This window comes from Psychrobacter sp. ANT_H56B (genome assembly GCF_008369245.1).
GTDB lineage: Bacteria > Pseudomonadota > Gammaproteobacteria > Pseudomonadales > Moraxellaceae > Psychrobacter > Psychrobacter cryohalolentis.
Genome location: NZ_VOBF01000002.1, coordinates 428,621 through 444,450, shown reverse-complemented (window position 1 = coordinate 444,450; position 15,830 = coordinate 428,621). Strand labels below are relative to the sequence as shown.

At 41.1% G+C, this 15,830-nt stretch carries 13 protein-coding genes; 6 read left to right on the top strand and 7 right to left on the bottom strand.

Annotated elements, in window-relative coordinates:
• Positions 1 to 231 precede the first annotated feature (231 nt).
• The 3 genes from FQ082_RS04590 to FQ082_RS04580 all read right to left on the bottom strand — a co-directional run bounded on the left by FQ082_RS04590 (position 232) and on the right by FQ082_RS04580 (position 3,252).
• Positions 232 to 1,221 (bottom strand): membrane dipeptidase, encoded by a 990-nt coding sequence (locus FQ082_RS04590; RefSeq protein WP_149492205.1) that lies wholly within the window; start codon positions 1,219 to 1,221, stop codon positions 232 to 234.
• A gap of 92 nt (positions 1,222 to 1,313) precedes the next feature.
• On the bottom strand, positions 1,314 to 2,789 hold the full coding sequence (locus FQ082_RS04585; protein ID WP_149492204.1) for an aldehyde dehydrogenase family protein: 1,476 nt from the start codon (positions 2,787 to 2,789) through the stop codon (positions 1,314 to 1,316).
• 73 nt (positions 2,790 to 2,862) lie between these two features.
• Entirely contained in the window at positions 2,863 to 3,252 is a 390-nt protein-coding gene (locus FQ082_RS04580) for a RidA family protein (protein WP_011514136.1), read from the bottom strand.
• 171 nt (positions 3,253 to 3,423) lie between these two features.
• Between FQ082_RS04580 and FQ082_RS04575 the strand changes: the two genes are divergently transcribed.
• The gene (locus tag FQ082_RS04575) at positions 3,424 to 4,314 is read left to right on the top strand and encodes a LysR family transcriptional regulator (RefSeq protein ID WP_011514137.1); all 891 of its coding nucleotides are present in this window, start codon (positions 3,424 to 3,426) and stop codon (positions 4,312 to 4,314) included.
• A gap of 554 nt (positions 4,315 to 4,868) precedes the next feature.
• Here the strand turns inward: FQ082_RS04575 and FQ082_RS04570 are convergent.
• Both FQ082_RS04570 and FQ082_RS04565 read right to left on the bottom strand, forming a co-directional pair.
• Positions 4,869 to 5,147, bottom strand: a complete 279-nt coding sequence (locus FQ082_RS04570) for a peptidylprolyl isomerase (RefSeq protein ID WP_149492203.1) — start codon at positions 5,145 to 5,147, stop codon at positions 4,869 to 4,871.
• Between the two features lie 415 nt (positions 5,148 to 5,562).
• Positions 5,563 to 5,976, bottom strand: a complete 414-nt coding sequence (locus FQ082_RS04565) for an organic hydroperoxide resistance protein (RefSeq protein WP_149492202.1) — start codon at positions 5,974 to 5,976, stop codon at positions 5,563 to 5,565.
• 172 nt (positions 5,977 to 6,148) lie between these two features.
• Between FQ082_RS04565 and FQ082_RS04560 the strand changes: the two genes are divergently transcribed.
• The gene (locus FQ082_RS04560) at positions 6,149 to 7,003 is read left to right on the top strand and encodes an AraC family transcriptional regulator (RefSeq protein ID WP_149492201.1); all 855 of its coding nucleotides are present in this window, start codon (positions 6,149 to 6,151) and stop codon (positions 7,001 to 7,003) included.
• A 265-nt stretch (positions 7,004 to 7,268) separates the two neighbouring features.
• On the opposite strand, the gene truC is transcribed toward FQ082_RS04560, so the two are convergent.
• The gene (gene truC / locus FQ082_RS04555) at positions 7,269 to 8,039 is read right to left on the bottom strand and encodes a tRNA pseudouridine(65) synthase TruC (RefSeq protein WP_149492200.1); all 771 of its coding nucleotides are present in this window, start codon (positions 8,037 to 8,039) and stop codon (positions 7,269 to 7,271) included.
• A gap of 411 nt (positions 8,040 to 8,450) precedes the next feature.
• Between truC and ppc the strand changes: the two genes are divergently transcribed.
• Positions 8,451 to 11,231 carry a phosphoenolpyruvate carboxylase gene (gene ppc, locus FQ082_RS04550; RefSeq protein WP_149492199.1) on the top strand — a complete coding sequence of 927 codons (2,781 nt, stop codon included), beginning with the start codon at positions 8,451 to 8,453 and terminating at the stop codon, positions 11,229 to 11,231.
• A 121-nt stretch (positions 11,232 to 11,352) separates the two neighbouring features.
• Here the strand turns inward: ppc and FQ082_RS04545 are convergent, their stop codons facing one another.
• The gene (locus tag FQ082_RS04545) at positions 11,353 to 12,078 is read right to left on the bottom strand and encodes a GntR family transcriptional regulator (RefSeq protein WP_149492198.1); all 726 of its coding nucleotides are present in this window, start codon (positions 12,076 to 12,078) and stop codon (positions 11,353 to 11,355) included.
• 341 nt (positions 12,079 to 12,419) lie between these two features.
• Between FQ082_RS04545 and FQ082_RS04540 the strand changes: the two genes are divergently transcribed.
• The 3 genes from FQ082_RS04540 (at position 12,420) to FQ082_RS04530 (ending at position 15,828) form a co-directional block, all read left to right on the top strand.
• Positions 12,420 to 13,709, top strand: coding sequence for an SLC13 family permease (locus tag FQ082_RS04540; protein ID WP_149492197.1), 1,290 nt, complete (start codon positions 12,420 to 12,422; stop codon positions 13,707 to 13,709).
• Between the two features lie 503 nt (positions 13,710 to 14,212).
• Positions 14,213 to 15,253, top strand: coding sequence for a Bug family tripartite tricarboxylate transporter substrate binding protein (locus FQ082_RS04535; protein WP_149492196.1), 1,041 nt, complete (start codon positions 14,213 to 14,215; stop codon positions 15,251 to 15,253).
• 119 nt (positions 15,254 to 15,372) lie between these two features.
• Positions 15,373 to 15,828 carry a tripartite tricarboxylate transporter TctB family protein gene (locus FQ082_RS04530; protein ID WP_133105027.1) on the top strand — a complete coding sequence of 152 codons (456 nt, stop codon included), beginning with the start codon at positions 15,373 to 15,375 and terminating at the stop codon, positions 15,826 to 15,828.
• Positions 15,829 to 15,830 lie beyond the last annotated feature (2 nt).

Genomic DNA, 15,830 nt, shown 5'->3' with positions numbered 1-15,830 from the left:
TACCCATCTATACTTTAATGATTGACTTTAATGCTTGTTACTTTGAGTTTTAGCCAGTCTTCTAGAAAGCTATAGTCAGTCCTTAATAAAAGAAATACAAATATTATCAATCACTACTGGGGTTAATTTTTCTTGCTTGCTGTGCCTACGCAGACAGAGGCTGCGAATAATGAACCCCAGTAGTTCCGTACTCTTTTAAAAGTGGATCAACTATACCTAGGTGCCTAGCATTTATACTAGAGGCTTAATGCCACTCTCAAGAAAATCAAACCAGTTTTGTCCAATGACTTTTCCAGCATCAGCATCATTGAAACCATGTTTTAGTAGACCGTTATAAATATTCTCCATACCATCTTTGCCTGCAAACCATGGCAAAGTATCCGGCCAACCTGAATTGTTGGCATTACCTTCGCCATAATCCATTGCCTTTGACCAGCGTCCATTGCGCATCCATTCAAGTACCGCTTGTGGTTGGTTCAGGCACAAATCACTACCAATGGCTAAATGCTCAACCCCATATTTATCAGCACAATCAGCAACCATGCTGCAAAAATCATTGAGCGTACAATCACTACCATTCGGCAGATGAAACGGATATAGGCTAAAACCTAACAGCCCGCCCGCTTTGGTTAAGGCACTAATAACGGTATCAGATTTATTACGCAGCGCATCGTGTGCAGCCGTTGGATTGGCATGACTGATACATATCGGGCGCGTAGAATACTCGATCGCTTCAAGCGTTGAACGCTCTGCGCTATGCGACATATCGATAATCATCCCAACTCGATTCATCTCTGCTATCGCCTGCTGACCAAAGCGCGTAATGCCACTGTCATTCTTCTCATAACAACCGGTTGCTAGTAGGCTTTGGTTGTTATATGTCAGCTGCATGATCAGTAGTCCTAAGCGGCGCATCACGCTGATAAGACCAATTTCATCATCAATCGGTGAACAATTTTGCGCGCCAAAAAGGATACCGACTTTACCTTGCTGCTTTGCCCTCTCAATATCAGTGACTGAATACACCGGTAAGATAAGATCTGAGTTTTGCTCAAAGCGGGCATGCCATTCTGCAAAGCGTGTCATTGTCTGCCGCGAATCCTCGTGATAAACCAAGGTGGCATGTACCGCATTGATACCGCTGGCTTGCAGCATTTTGAAATAGTCACGATCCCAATGGCTATACTGTAAGCCGTCAATGACGATATGGTCTTGATACATGGTTAATTCCTTTTATACTTTTACGAATGCATTGTGGCAGGAGAATCTTTACCAGCCACACATCACTATTAGCACCTGTCATTAACTGACTTTTAATAAGCCTTTTGATAAGCCGTTTTAACAATAGTATAAAACTCTTTAGCGTACTGACCTTGTTCACGCGGGCCAAAGCTAGACTCTTTACGACCACCGAAAGGCACATGATAGTCCGTACCAGCAGTGGCTAGATTGACCATGACGCAACCTGCTTGTACTTGCTCTTTGAACATTGAACTATTACGCAAGCTTTGGGTGATGATGCCGCCGGTTAGACCAAAGCGGGTATCATTGGTCATCGCAATCGCTTCTTCCAAATTTTTGACGCGCATTACACAAGCTAGTGGCGCGAATACTTCTTCTTGATTGATATCCCAGCTGTTATCGGTCTCAGTAAACAAGGTAGGCGACATATAATAACCATCATGCGGCATATCTAAACGCTCGCCACCAAAGGCTAAATTGGCACCGGCTTGCTTGGCCTTTTCAATCCAGTCTAGGTTGGATGCAAGTTGCTTATCATCAACCACAGGACCCATAAAGATACCGTCATCAAGCGCATGACCAACTTTTAGAGTTTTCATTTTTGCGATGACACCATCGACGAAAGCATCATGAATACCATCCATGACAATCAAGCGTGAAGATGCTGTACATTTTTGTCCTGAACCGCCAAACGCACCAGCAACCGCCGCATCAATCGCGACTTGTAAATCGGCATCATCAGCGATAACCAAGGCATTCTTACTGCCCATCTCAAGCTGGCAACGGACAAAGTTTGGCGCGGTTGCCGCAGCAACTTTACGACCGGTTGGCACAGAACCTGTGAAGCTAACTGCATCAATATCTTTTGAATTAATGAGTGCATCACCAACTGATGAGCCGCCACCCAATACCAAGTTAAACGTGCCTTCAGGCAACCCTTGACGATGAATGATTTCAGCTAAGGCTACCGCACTGGCTGGTGTTAAATTAGCAGGCTTCCAAATGACGCTATTGCCAAATGCTAAGGCTGGGGCTATTTTCCACACAGCGGTTGCGGTTGGGAAGTTCCAAGGAGAGATAATAGCGACGACACCGACTGCCTCACGCGTTACTTCCACTTTAACCCCTGGACGTACTGAATCCGCAGTATCGCCCATTTGACGCAACACCTCAGCGGCATAATAATGGAAGAACTGACCCGCACGATAAATCTCACCACGACCCTCAAGAAATGGCTTGCCTTCTTCACGTGACAATAAAGTACCTAATTCATCGCAACGGGCAATCATCTCATCGCCAATCGCCTGCAAAATAGATTGTTTCTTCTCTAACGGCGTTGCTTCCCACTTTGGCTGCGCTTGGCGGGCAGCAGCAATAGCGTCTTTGACTTGATCGCTACTGGCTTGGGCGAACTCGCCGATAGTTTCGCTGATATCAGAGGGGTTAATATTAGCAATGGTATCGCTACCCGCTTGCCATTCACCATTGATATAAAGGGATTGCTGTGGGTCTTGCTGTAATACTTTTTGTGTGTTTTGAGCTGACATAGTGGCGTCCTCAGTTTATTAAAATTCAAATGGATAAAATGATTTGAAGAGCTGTATAAATATAGTGGAAAAATTATGGTACGTTCGCGTATACGACTAGCTCAACCAACATCTCTTCACGAGCAAGTCCTGCTATCACTAAAGCCGCACGATTTGGATAGGGTGCTGTAAAATATTCCGCATAGACTTGATTGACCGTTTTTAGATATTCACGATCAGTAACATAAATGAGTACCTGTAAGACTGAGTCCATGCCTACATTGGCACATTCTAAAGTATGCTTTAAATTATCAAGGGTTTGCCGAGTTTGAGCTTCGATACCACCTGCGACCACATCACCGTTTTCATCAATAGGAATTTGCGCGGTGTATAATGTGCCATTACTCGTGACTGCCCATTCAAGAGGTGCTTTTGAGGCATAAAGTGAAGTCTGAACCGCTTGTTTGGTTGAGGGAGTCGTCATATCGTCATATCCTTTGAATGAATGGTTTGGCAATTTCTGTGTTATTGATTATCCTACGCAATAAATAATGACAAATCTAACTAATTAAATATTAAATATGATAGATTTAATCTATCATATTTAATAGATAGCTTCTGATCAACGGCAGCAAGCACAAAGGCACTAACGATTATGAAACTACAACAGTTACGACATTTTTTGTTTGTGGTAGAAGAAGGGGGTTTTCGTGTGGCAGCCAACCGCGCCAATAGAACACAGGCCGCATTATCCGCCTCTATAAAGGAGCTGGAAAAAACACTGGATCAGCGTTTATTCGAAAGTGGCAATAAAGCAACATTGACGCCGTTTGGGGAAAGTTGCTTGCCAAAGATTCAGCAGTTCATCAGTGTTTACCAAGCATTTGAAGAGGACTTAAGAGCGACCGCAGCAGGCGATAAAGGGAAGATAAGAATTGCTAGCGTACCATCACTGGTGACTAAGCTACTGCCTAGTGTATTGGTCGCCTATTCAAAGAAATATCCTGATATTGAAATTGTTTTGATAGATGATAACGCGGTTGGCGTTGCAAACCGGCTGCTCACGGGCGAGGTGGATTTGGCATTAGGTAATTGTACGAGTATCAATCAAACAGATATTGATTTTACCCCACTTATATCAGACCCTATCGGTGTGGTTTGTCTTAAAAGTAATGCGCTGAATCATGAATCGCGTCACTCTCAAGGGCTAAAATGGCAACAACTCATGGCAGAGCCTTTTATTTATAATGGCACCTGTCGATTACTTGAGAACACACCTGCAGAAGTGCTCAACCGCAAGGCTCGCTATACGGTAGAAAATATCACCTCACTGTTCTCATTGTTAAGAAACGATCTTGGTATCACCACTCTACCGAAACTTGCCTTTCCTTCTAATGAGCCCGAGCTGGTTTGGATAAACTTACTTGACCCTTCTTTAAACAGACAAATCGGTATCTTTAAACTGGCTGACAAATCTATTTCCCCGCCCGCTCAAGCTTTTTATGAGCTATGTGTGACCTATGTTCAAGAGCACTATCTATTGTGATGCATCCAATAATAAAGCCACTGATTGCGGTATTGTTGTCTTAATTAGTGAGTAGTGACAGACAGACTGAATGAGTCATCAAAGACGAAGACTTATCATGAAAGTGACTTCTAAAGATAGAGTGAACTCATTGATACCAGCGATACGTTATAGCGCTAGTTGTAACTGCCCGAAGTGTGGCTGCAGCGCGGCATCAACTTGTGATAAATGAGATAGGTGTTCGAAATGCTGTGAGTGTGGTGAAAAGTAAACAGCGTTATCACTTTAACCTTATGATCCATAACCATCTACAATATCGATGCCACATAAAAAAGCAGCCTATAGAATTGACTCTATAGGCTAATAAAATCAATACATATAAGATATCGTCGTATTATGATATTTAGTTGATCTATCTTGAACGATATAGGGTGTTGTCAGCAATTCAAGTCTGCTTATGCCTACCAAATATTTAGAAAGCCCCAGTCTAACGACTGAGGCTTTTTTTATCGGTAAAATATGGAATGGACCGGAAAATCCTAGATTGATATCAATCGAAGCTCAGAATCTAACCCTTACGTTCTGTAAAGCACTTTAACCACATGCCAGCCAAATTTGGTTTTCACCAAGTGTGGAGTGAGGAGTTCGCCGCTGAAGCAGATTTTATCAAATGGCGGTACCATATCGCCTTGTTTAAACTCACCTAAGCTACCGCCTTTTTTAGCTGATGGACAGATTGAGTATTTCTTAGCCAACACATCAAACATGTTGCCTTTTTTAAGCTTAGCAAGGATATCTTCAGCTTGTTCTTTGTCTTTTACTAAAATGTGTAATGCGCTAGCTGTACGAGCCATAAGGTAAACCCTTTATAACATATCGATTGTCGGGGCATTATATCATTACTTACCTTAGTTACTAACCTTACTGGTCTACGCTACTTCATCAAAAGTCATTATCTGCCTTTTGAGTGTCAGTACCATATATCTAGCAGACGCCCATAAACAGTTTAATCTGAGCTAAAAGCAATTGGCAGCTTATGTGCCCAGTGCTTATACAGTCGATTTATCATTCGCTGATAGCCATTGTAACTTAGTCAGCGGAAGACAATAAACTGGAGCTTGTGTAAGAATTTTAGTATTTATATTGCAGTATTTATATTGCTTAGTACCATAAAAAATTGCTTGGCTACTCTAGGTAGCCAAGCAATTTTAAATTTTATTATTATTGTGTGATTTTTTATAGTTATTGGCTTTTAATGACAAACACTATTTAAACAAGGGTAACATGCAAGCGCACATCAACATTGCCACGAGTGGCATTAGAGTATGGGCAAACTTGATGAGCCGTCTCGATTAGAGTTTGTGCTTGGGCTTCATCAATACCAGATACTTCGACAGACAGCTCTATATCTAAGTTATAGCTATTATCAGCTTTCATACCAATACCAACTTGGGCAGATGTTTTCGAAGCGGTTATGGGTAGTTTCATTTGTTGTGCTGTCATGTTCAGGGCACTATCAAAACACGCAGCGTAACCCATCGCAAACAGCTGTTCTGGATTCACACCCTCTTTATCTTTTTCTTGAAAGGATACCAAATCAAAACCGAGCGAACCATCGTCAAGACCTGTATGTCCAGAACGACCACCAGTTGCTGTAGCACGAGTTTTATAAAATATTTTCATTATGCGTTCCTTATTTAGATTTATTGAATATGATTAAAATCAGACTTGATGCGTCGTGATAGGATTATTATAGATGCGCAACCAACAATTCGTTAGAACAGTCCTACGAAACTCTTGCCTAATTATCCAAATATTTATATTATCAAGCAAACCTAAAAATAAGAAAAACATCATGCAGACAAAAACCATTGAGCAGTTACTTAAACTATTACCCAAAAATAAAACCATCGAATCTACTATTCCAAACTTATTCTTCTATTGTGCTGACAGACCAAGTAAAACCGTCAGCTATATTCAAGAGCCTAGCATCTGTATCGTCCTACAAGGCGAGCGCGAGATTTACTTAGGAAAAGATTGCCAAAAATTTGACAATAGCAGCCTGATGTTTTGCCCTGTCGATATTCCTTTAAGTATGCATATTAAGCATGCTTCGTCAGACCATCCTGTCATCGTTTTATCAATGAAATTAAATCTTGTGATGATTCAAGAAGTACTCGCTAGAATACCGCCTCAACAACCAGTAAAAGAAGGTTATTTGGGAATAAAATGGCAATTAGATGACGCTATAATGCAAGCGTTTGAGCGATTGGTAAACTTACTTGATTGTCCAAATGATACTGATTTTTTATCTTCTTTAATACAGCAAGAAATTTATTATCGCATGCTCTCGGCACAACAAGGGAATAAGTTGCGACAACTGGTTATCAACGGCAGTCATACTCACCGTATTGCACAAGCAACCGATTGGCTAAAAGCGCATTTAGACGAACCTGTGGTGATTGGAGACTTGGCGAGCCGATGTGGTATGAGTATCTCAGGTTTTCACCAACACTTTAAAGAGATTACACAGTTGAGTCCGCTACAGTATCAAAAAAAATTACGATTAATGGAAGCGAGGCGTCTGATCATAACCAATGACTTTCAAATATCACAGATTGCCATGCAAGTAGGCTATGAAAGCCCCAGCCAATTTAGCCGAGAATATAAACGATTATTTGGAAACAGTCCAAATAGCGATTTGAGTTAAGGGATTGAAAAAACTGGTGAAGTTATTACTGCAAATGAGCATTTTTGAAATGGTGATTTTCCAAGTTGATGTTTTCCAAGTTAATGTCTACGAATTTGACAGCAAGTGTCAGTTCAAGTCCTCACTATGAACCTAAACCTGAACCCTTGGTTGCAGCACCCGTATGTTCTGTCTTTATTATTTTAAAACCCGCTAACTACACTAGGACCTGTATGTCGACTTCTTTGATATGACTTTTGGAGATAAACCCTAAACTTTACGATGCTTAAACTTTAGCGCTCTCTACCCAAGCAAACTCTTCCAAAATGCGCATCCATTGATCGTCTAGTCCCGCTTTTAGCAATAACGGCTCACCAGTGACCGGATGGCTGAGCGCTAAACTCTGAGCATGCAGTAGCATGCGCGCGCAACCATATTGAGTACGAAAAAATCGATTGTGCCGTCCGTCGCCGTGGCTGGTATCACCCACGATATGATGGAATAAATGTCTCATATGCCGACGCAGTTGATGCTTACGTCCGGTCTCGGGGGTTAAGCGCATTAGACTATAGCGGCTAGTGTCATGCTTTTTTGACACCGCAAATGGCAACTCAATTTGTGCCAAACTTTGCCAATGGGTTACCGCCTCTTGAGCAGGTTTATCTAAATTAGCAAACTTATCGGCAATAGCATCGGGCTGAAAGCTCAATGCATAATCAACGCTGCCTTGTTCTGACATATAGCCGCGCACCACAGCTAAATATTGCTTGGTCACTTTGTGTTCAGTGAAAGCCTCCGTAAGGCTGCGCGCCACGGCTGAGCTCTTGGCAAACAACAATACGCCTGACGTCGGCTTGTCTAACCTATGCACCGGAAAGACATGGCAACCTACCGCATCACGGGTGAGCTGCATGGCAAAGCGTGTCTCGCCTTTATCCAGCCAACTGCGATGCACCAACAGCCCAGCCTCTTTATTAATCGCCACCAGAAATTCATCTTCATAGATTATTTCTACTTGATTGGCGATTTGATTGGCGGTGTCGCTTTCGATATTCATGTTTTCAGTGCCTATATTTTAGATATCATAATTATATATCTTTTTTAGCAAACGCTACCAATTCACGTATAAAAGGTATTCCAATAATTTTGCCCATATTTCTGACCTATCCTATAACTTTCAATCTCACACGCTTTTAACCGCCTCGGCATTGCCGTTAACTTAATCCGCTAACTTCTTTAATATGCGAAGTCACCCATGCTACACTTTAGAAGATAGCTTGCCAGCCTTTATCGCCTCATTACTGTGCTGATTCGCTTTTATCAAAAACACTAAGTCTCTGATAAAAGCGAATATTAGTCCTGTTCACTGCTCATTACTAAACATTATATTAAGCAGTATTTTTCTTTATACAAAATTACAGATTTGCTGCTTCACTATTTTTTAATTAATTTAAGGAGAAGGTCAAGGATGATAATAGATAATGACATATTACGTGAACGCATCAGCTTATTAGGTTCCTTCCTAGGGGATGCGATTTCTCGCCAGACTGGTGAACAAACGCTGCATACGATTGAAACGCTACGCAAAGGTTTTATTCAACAGCGCCGTGAGCCTAATGAAGCTCATAAGCAGAAGCTCATCGATTTTATTGCCTCTTTGGACAATCAAGCCTTAAAAAATGTCATCCGCAGCTTCTCTATCTATTTTTTCTTAGCCAATCTAAGTGAAGAGAATTATCTACGTGAAGAGCGCCATGCATTACGTATGCAATCAGAGCAGAGCTGGGAAGGATCGTTTCGCCGTACTTTACTAGAGTGTCGTGAGCGCAATATTGAGCCAGCACAGATGCAAGAGCTCATTGAGCAACTAAAATTCATCCCTGTATTTACCGCCCATCCTACTGAAGCGCGTCGACGTACAACGATGAACTTATTACAAGGTTTATTCACTCATAGCGATGCCTTAAATAACGTTGCACAAAATAGTTTTGCCTACGAGCAAGCCAGAGAAAAAACTGCGCAATCGATTGATCTGCTATGGTCGTCTGATGAAGTGCGGACGCGTAAGCCTTTGGTCTATGACGAAATAAATAATGGTCTGCATTATTTCAATGCCAGTCTATTCAACGCCATTCCCAAGGTTTATCGTAATATTAAAAACGCTATTATTGATATCTATCCTGAGCTAACAGACTACCCTCTACCTGCTTTCATAAGCTTTGGCTCTTGGATTGGTGGCGACAGAGATGGCAATCCCTTTGTCACTCATGACACTACAGAAATGGCCGTATTGATGCATGCAGATACTGTATTGCGTCACTATCAAGTGTTGCTCAAGAAACTACGTCGTCAGCTTATTCATAGTGATACGATTGTTACTATCGAACCTGATGTGTATGCCAAGATTGAAAGTTATAGTGAGCTCGACAGACGAGTCTTTGATTACAATCTTGATGATTACGGCAATGAACCTTATCGCAGATTCCTCTCCTTAATCCTAAATAAAGTCAAAGCCACCAATCTTCTAATCCAAAGCAAAGGGAATGATACTGAGGCTAAAAAAGATGCCTACGCCAATCCACAAGAACTATTAGAAGACTTACGCATCATCCGTCAAAGTGTGAATACTCATGATACTGCACATGGCGAAGGCTTATTACTCGATATAATACGTTTGGTCAAAACCTGTGGCTTCCATTTGGCAGCGCTCGATATTCGCCAAGAGTCGTCTTATCATAGCGAAGTGATTGCCGATATTTTTGCCAATGCTTCTAACTTGCCTGACTATCAAAGCCTCAATGAAACCGAGCGCCAAGAATGGCTAACGCGCCTGCTTGAGAAACCAGGCACACCGCTCATTTATACCGATAATTTAACGGATAAAACCCGTGAACAATTGGCCTTGATGCACTCAGTAGCGACTTTACGCAAACTGGTTGGGCAAGATACTTTTGGCAGTTATGTTATCTCCATGACCAATAACGCCAGTCAATTATTAGAAGTATTGCTACTCATGCGCTTTGCAGGCTTATGTAGAGTGGATGACGAAGGGCGACTGTCTGCCGACTTGCCCGTAGCACCGTTATTTGAGACCATCGAAGATCTTAAAAATATCGATCAGATCCTGCCTGCGGTTTTAGATAATCCGCTGTATCGAGGGTTGTTGCAGCATTCAGATAATACCCAAGAAATCATGCTGGGTTATTCCGATTCATCAAAAGACGGAGGCATCATTACTTCTGCATGGCAGCTTTATAGCGCACAGCAGACCATTAACCGTATCGCAGAAGAATATGGCATCAAAACCCGCTTATTTCATGGTCGTGGTGGCTCTGTGAGTCGTGGTGGTGGCTCAACGCATAAAGCGATTGCTGCTCAGCCCGCTGGTACACTACATGGGCAAATTAAAGTAACCGAGCAAGGCGAAGTCCTTTATGCCAAATATGCCAACACTGATACCGCTGTATTTGAGCTAACCATGGGCATCACTGGCACGCTTAAAGCTTGCTCCTCAAGATTCGTGGTGCAACCGCCTGAACTGCCACATTATGAAGCGCTCTTTGCGCGTTTAGCAGATGCAGGTGAGCAGCGTTATCGCAAGCTAACGGATCATACTGAAGGGTTTTATCAGTTCTACTCCCAAGCGACGCCAGTGGCAGAAATCTCTTTATTAAATATTGGCTCACGCCCAGCCCATCGTAATAAAGGCTTACCAAGTAAGACGACTTTGCGCGCAATTCCTTGGGTATTTGGTTGGTCATTAGCGCGCTTTACACTGCCCGCTTGGTATGGTGTCGGCAGTGCATTGCATAGCGTCATCGATGATGAAGCACTAATGAAAGAAATGATTGACTGCTGGCCATTTTTTAACGTGTTTATTAGCAATATTGAAATGGCGTTTACCAAGTCTGATATGAGTATTGCTCATGCTTATAGCCAATTATGTGACGATGAGATATTACGTGAACAGATTATGACAGCGGTGACGGATGAGCACGAGCTGACCTATTCAGGTTTAAACTCCTTGCTTAACCAAGAGTCGTTATTAGAGCATCAGCAGAATCTTGCCGCTTCCCTTGAATGGCGGAATGCGTATTTAGATCCAACCAACTATATCCAAATTGAGCTATTGAAGCGTGCCAGACAAAAAGACGCTACAAGCGATACTAATAATGGTGATCTCGACGTTGAAGATCCATTAATCCGTAGTATTAATGCCTTGGCAGCAGGTCTACGCAATACAGGGTAATTAATAAAACAGAAAAATATATGCAAAAAAGACAGTACTTTTAGTATTTCCTAAAGGTACTGTCTTTTAATCTGTTTATCTCAAACGGTCACTTAATTATCGATATAGGTTTAATAAACGCCTAAATAATATTGATTTCATAGCTGAACTTCTCTGCCAGCCCATAGGATTCTCTATATTCGATAGGATCGCCTTCTAGATTCTTCGCAATGCGGCATACCTTAACTAAGTTTTCTTGCTTAGTATTGCCCAAATAATCGTCGCTGTGATCGGTTATAAAATACAGCGTCTCTACAGCAGATGACACAAATTGACCACACTTGGTATAGTAAAAAGGATAGAGAAGATTCTCGAAATCTTCAGGATTTAAGGTTGCAAAAGCTTGGAAGCGACTCTTAGGTAACCAAATCTTTTCACTTAACAAGACTCTATCTTCAACCATACGCGTACGCTCTATATAAATGAGCGCTTTGTTTTTACCTATATTTAGTTTTTTATTAATGTCATCAATACCGTCTATAACCATGATTTTTTTAATTATGCCCGTCGGCGTGATATAGCGAGCATCTTTATCACGAAACTTAAAAAACCTCAGTAATGAGCTTGCAAAATCTGGACGTTTTAAGAAGGTGCCTTTGCCTTGCTGCTTTATTAACACCCCATCTTCTACCAATTTTTCGACCGCTTTACGGACGGTTCCTACAGATACTTCATACTTATCTGCAAACTCCTGCTCCGTAGGTAAGGGTGTGTTTTCATCCCATTTACTCTCTGTCAGTAACGTCTGTATATGCCATCGCACTTGCTCATAACGTGGCATCTTAAATTCTTTGAAATTATTTAGCATTTTTTTCACCACAGTGGAAAGGTTTTTATTAACTGTTTCAATCTCGTCAAGCACTGCTATTGCTGTAAAACTACGTTATCCCTGATCAACTTCTCTTAAGCTTTCAGCGCATTCGATAGGTATCACATTAATATTAAAGCATTATTATATTTTTATGATTAATCTTTCCTAATTAACGCCAACTTTTTTGCTATCATTCTATTCAAACAAATGCACTTTGAAGATTTATAAGCTCTTCTAGTCCAGAAAACCCTGTGTCAATATTAGCGTAATACTCTTTACTCTGTAAAAACTGCTATGGTTTTTTATAGAATTCATACAGTTAAGGTCAAGGAGTAGTCGTGACTCTTTATATTCTAGCCGCCATCGTGATATGTATCATTTTGGGCTATACCACTAAGATTAATATTGGCCTATTTGCTATTGCATTTTCATATCTAATCGGTTGTTTCGGTATGGGGATGAAGGCACATGAAATTGTTGAGCTATGGCCTCTCAAAATTTTCTTTGTTATTTTTGCGGTGACTCTTTTCTATAACTTTCCCCTAGCTAACGGTGCTTTAGAAAAGCTATCCAATCATTTAATCTATAAGTGCCGTCACTTTCCCGCATTCCTACCTTTAGTCATTTTCCTTGTGGCCACGATTATTGCAGGCTTAGGGGCTGGTTATTACACCGTCTTAGCGACGATGGCACCGATGATCCTGCTGTTGTCTAAACGCACTAACTTGAATCTTGTCATTGCTACTTTATCAGTGAACTATGGTGCCTTAGCTGGTGCTAACTTTATCACTTCACAAAGCGGTGTTATTTTTAGAGAGCTGATGCGCGGCGCAGGCGTCGCAAATGATAATACCTTTACTTATGTGTTAGGGATATTCGCTGTTACTTTTGTAATGCCTATGATTGTATTGGGTGCTTATAGCTTTATCAATGCTAAAAATAGCAAAATAGCGATTCAGACGACCATACCAGAACCCTTTAACAGTAAGCAAAAACAGTCTCTTATACTGATTTTTATTATGATGGCTATTGTACTTATCATGCCCATTTTAAATTTACTCATGCCACAAGTATCAGCGATTCAGTTTTTGAACGCTCGGATTGACATTGGTTTTATCGCCATATTTTTTGCTTTAGTGAGCTTATTTTTAAAATTAGGCGATGAAAAAGCAGTGATTGCTTTAATACCTTGGAATACCCTCATTATGATTTGTGGTGTCGGTATGTTAATCAGCCTCGGAGTAGAAATAGGCGTTATTTACGAGCTGACAGAATGGCTAAGTACCAATGTACCTATCTGGATGATACCGATTTTAGTCTTCGTTATTAGCGCCATTATGTCGATATTTGCTAGTACTCTCGGGGTCGTCGCCCCTACTTTATTCCCTATGGTCCTGCCCCTAGCCGTTGCCTCTGGACTAAGCCCTTTATTACTATTTACCTGTATTGTTGTGGGGGCGCAAAGCTCATCACTCTCGCCTTTCTCATCAGGAGGTAGTCTGATGTTAGGCGCTTCTCAAGTCGTTATAAACAAAGACAAGCTTTTTAATGCGCTATTATTCAAAGCAGTGCCCTTAGATATTGGTATTGGAATACTCGCAATTTTACTTATCCAGCTGATATTTTAACGGCTCATAGGCAAAATATACCGTGATTTTTTAATATTTTTACACCTGCTTGCTATATTTTGATCCCAATATATCTATTTTTCTCACTAAATTCATAACTTCTTAAATCGTTGTTTTAGCCTCGTAATGGTATTGATATCAACGTGATTTTTGATACATCTAAATCATCTCCGCCATCACTAAATTTTCCTATCTATCTGTTTTAGTTAAATTAAATATTTCCTTTCGAAGGTATTCATATCATTTATTCATCCTGCATATTGCTATAACAGGAGATATTATGTCGCCTTCAATTTAATATATTACTATAAAATTCATATATACATACATATGTTTCTTGTTATTTTTAAAATATTCTGTTACTTTTGGCAAGTGATAAATCTCTACTGTTACGAAGTTTAGTCATCTCGTTAATCGAGTCTTCACTTCACCTGTAATAACTTTATATTTTGGCCAAAATTCTATTGAATTTTTATTGTAAAAATACACACAAGGAGTGTCGTGTGAAAAAACTATCCTATCTGGCTCTTGGCCTGTCTATCCTATCTTTGACCGCTTGTAACAATGCAAACGAAACTGCCAGTACAGATGCGACTGCCGCAGATGGCTCAACTGAGCTCACTGCCCCTTCACGTCCAGAATGTATTGCGCCTGCCAAACCAGGTGGCGGTTTTGACTTGACTTGTAAGCTTGCTCAAGCTGGCTTAAGAGATACTGGTATCTTAAAAGATCCTATGCGTGTCACCTATATGCCAGGCGGCGTCGGTGCTGTTGCTTATAACAAAATCGTTGCAAATGACCGGGACAATGGCGATGCTATTATTGCCTTCTCTACTGGCTCTATTCTTAATTTATCACAAGGTAAATTTGGTAAATTCACTGAAAAAGACGTGAAATGGCTAGCTGGTGTTGGTACTGATTATGGCGCTATTGCAGTCAATGCAGACTCTCCTATCAAAGATCTAGCTGGGTTAGTTACTGAACTCAAAAAAGATCCAAAAGCGATCAGCTTTGGTGCTGGCGGTAGTGTTGGTGGTCAAGATTGGATGCAAACCGCTATTTTAGCTAAAGCCGTTGGTGTTAAGCCTAGTGACATGACTTATGTTGCGATGGAAGGCGGCGGCGAGGCGATCACAGCAGTGATGGGCAATCATATTACTGTTGTCAGTGCTGGTATTGCTGAGATTATGCCGCAAGCCAATGCAGGTAAATTACGTGTATTAGCGGTATTTGCAGATGAAAGATTGGGCGGCACGATGACCGATATTCCTACTGCGAAAGAGCAAGGTTATGATGTGACGTGGCCAGTCGTTCGTGGTTACTACATGGGTCCAGACGTAAGCCCTAGTGCTTATAACTGGTGGAAAGAGGCTTTCGATAAGATGCTTGTTGATCCGAAATTCGCTGAAATACGTGAGCAACAAGAATTGCTGCCTTTCTCTATGACTGGCGATGAGCTACAAGCCTACGTCTATAAGCGTACGGGCGAACTACGTGAGTTATCTGCTGAATATGGTCTTGTTGAAGCAGCACCAACCAAATAGTTACGTTAAGATTTAATAACCTTTAGCAATTGAATATCAAATGTTTTGGTATTTCTCAAAGGGCTGGCAGGATTTCTATCTGTCAGCCTTTTGCCCCCAAAATTCAAGGAATGCTCCTTATGACAATGGAACGTTTGTTTTCCGGGCTGATGGCACTGGTCAGTATATTCTTAATATACCTAGCCATTGGTTATGTTGCCCCTATTGCTTATGACCCAATTGGTCCTCGTCCTTACCCTATTTTAATCTTTTCACTGCTTGCCTTTGGCTGCTTAGTCGTTGCTTTTCGTCCCGCCAGTTTTACTAAAGCGATTGAATTGGGTTTAAACAAAACAATCATCCGTAATCTTATTTTATGTGCGCTTACCTTATTGGTCTATGGTCTCATTTTTGAAGTATTGGGCTTTATTCTTGCCACTATTCTGATGTCTTTCGCCGTAGGTTTACTGTTTGCAGGTAATCCTCTAAAGAGTTTTATCTTTTCAGTGTTAATCAGTATTGGCTTATATGTCTTATTTGACCTGTTTTTAGATGTCAAATTACCACTCGGATTGTTGTCAGGGATAATAGGATAGCC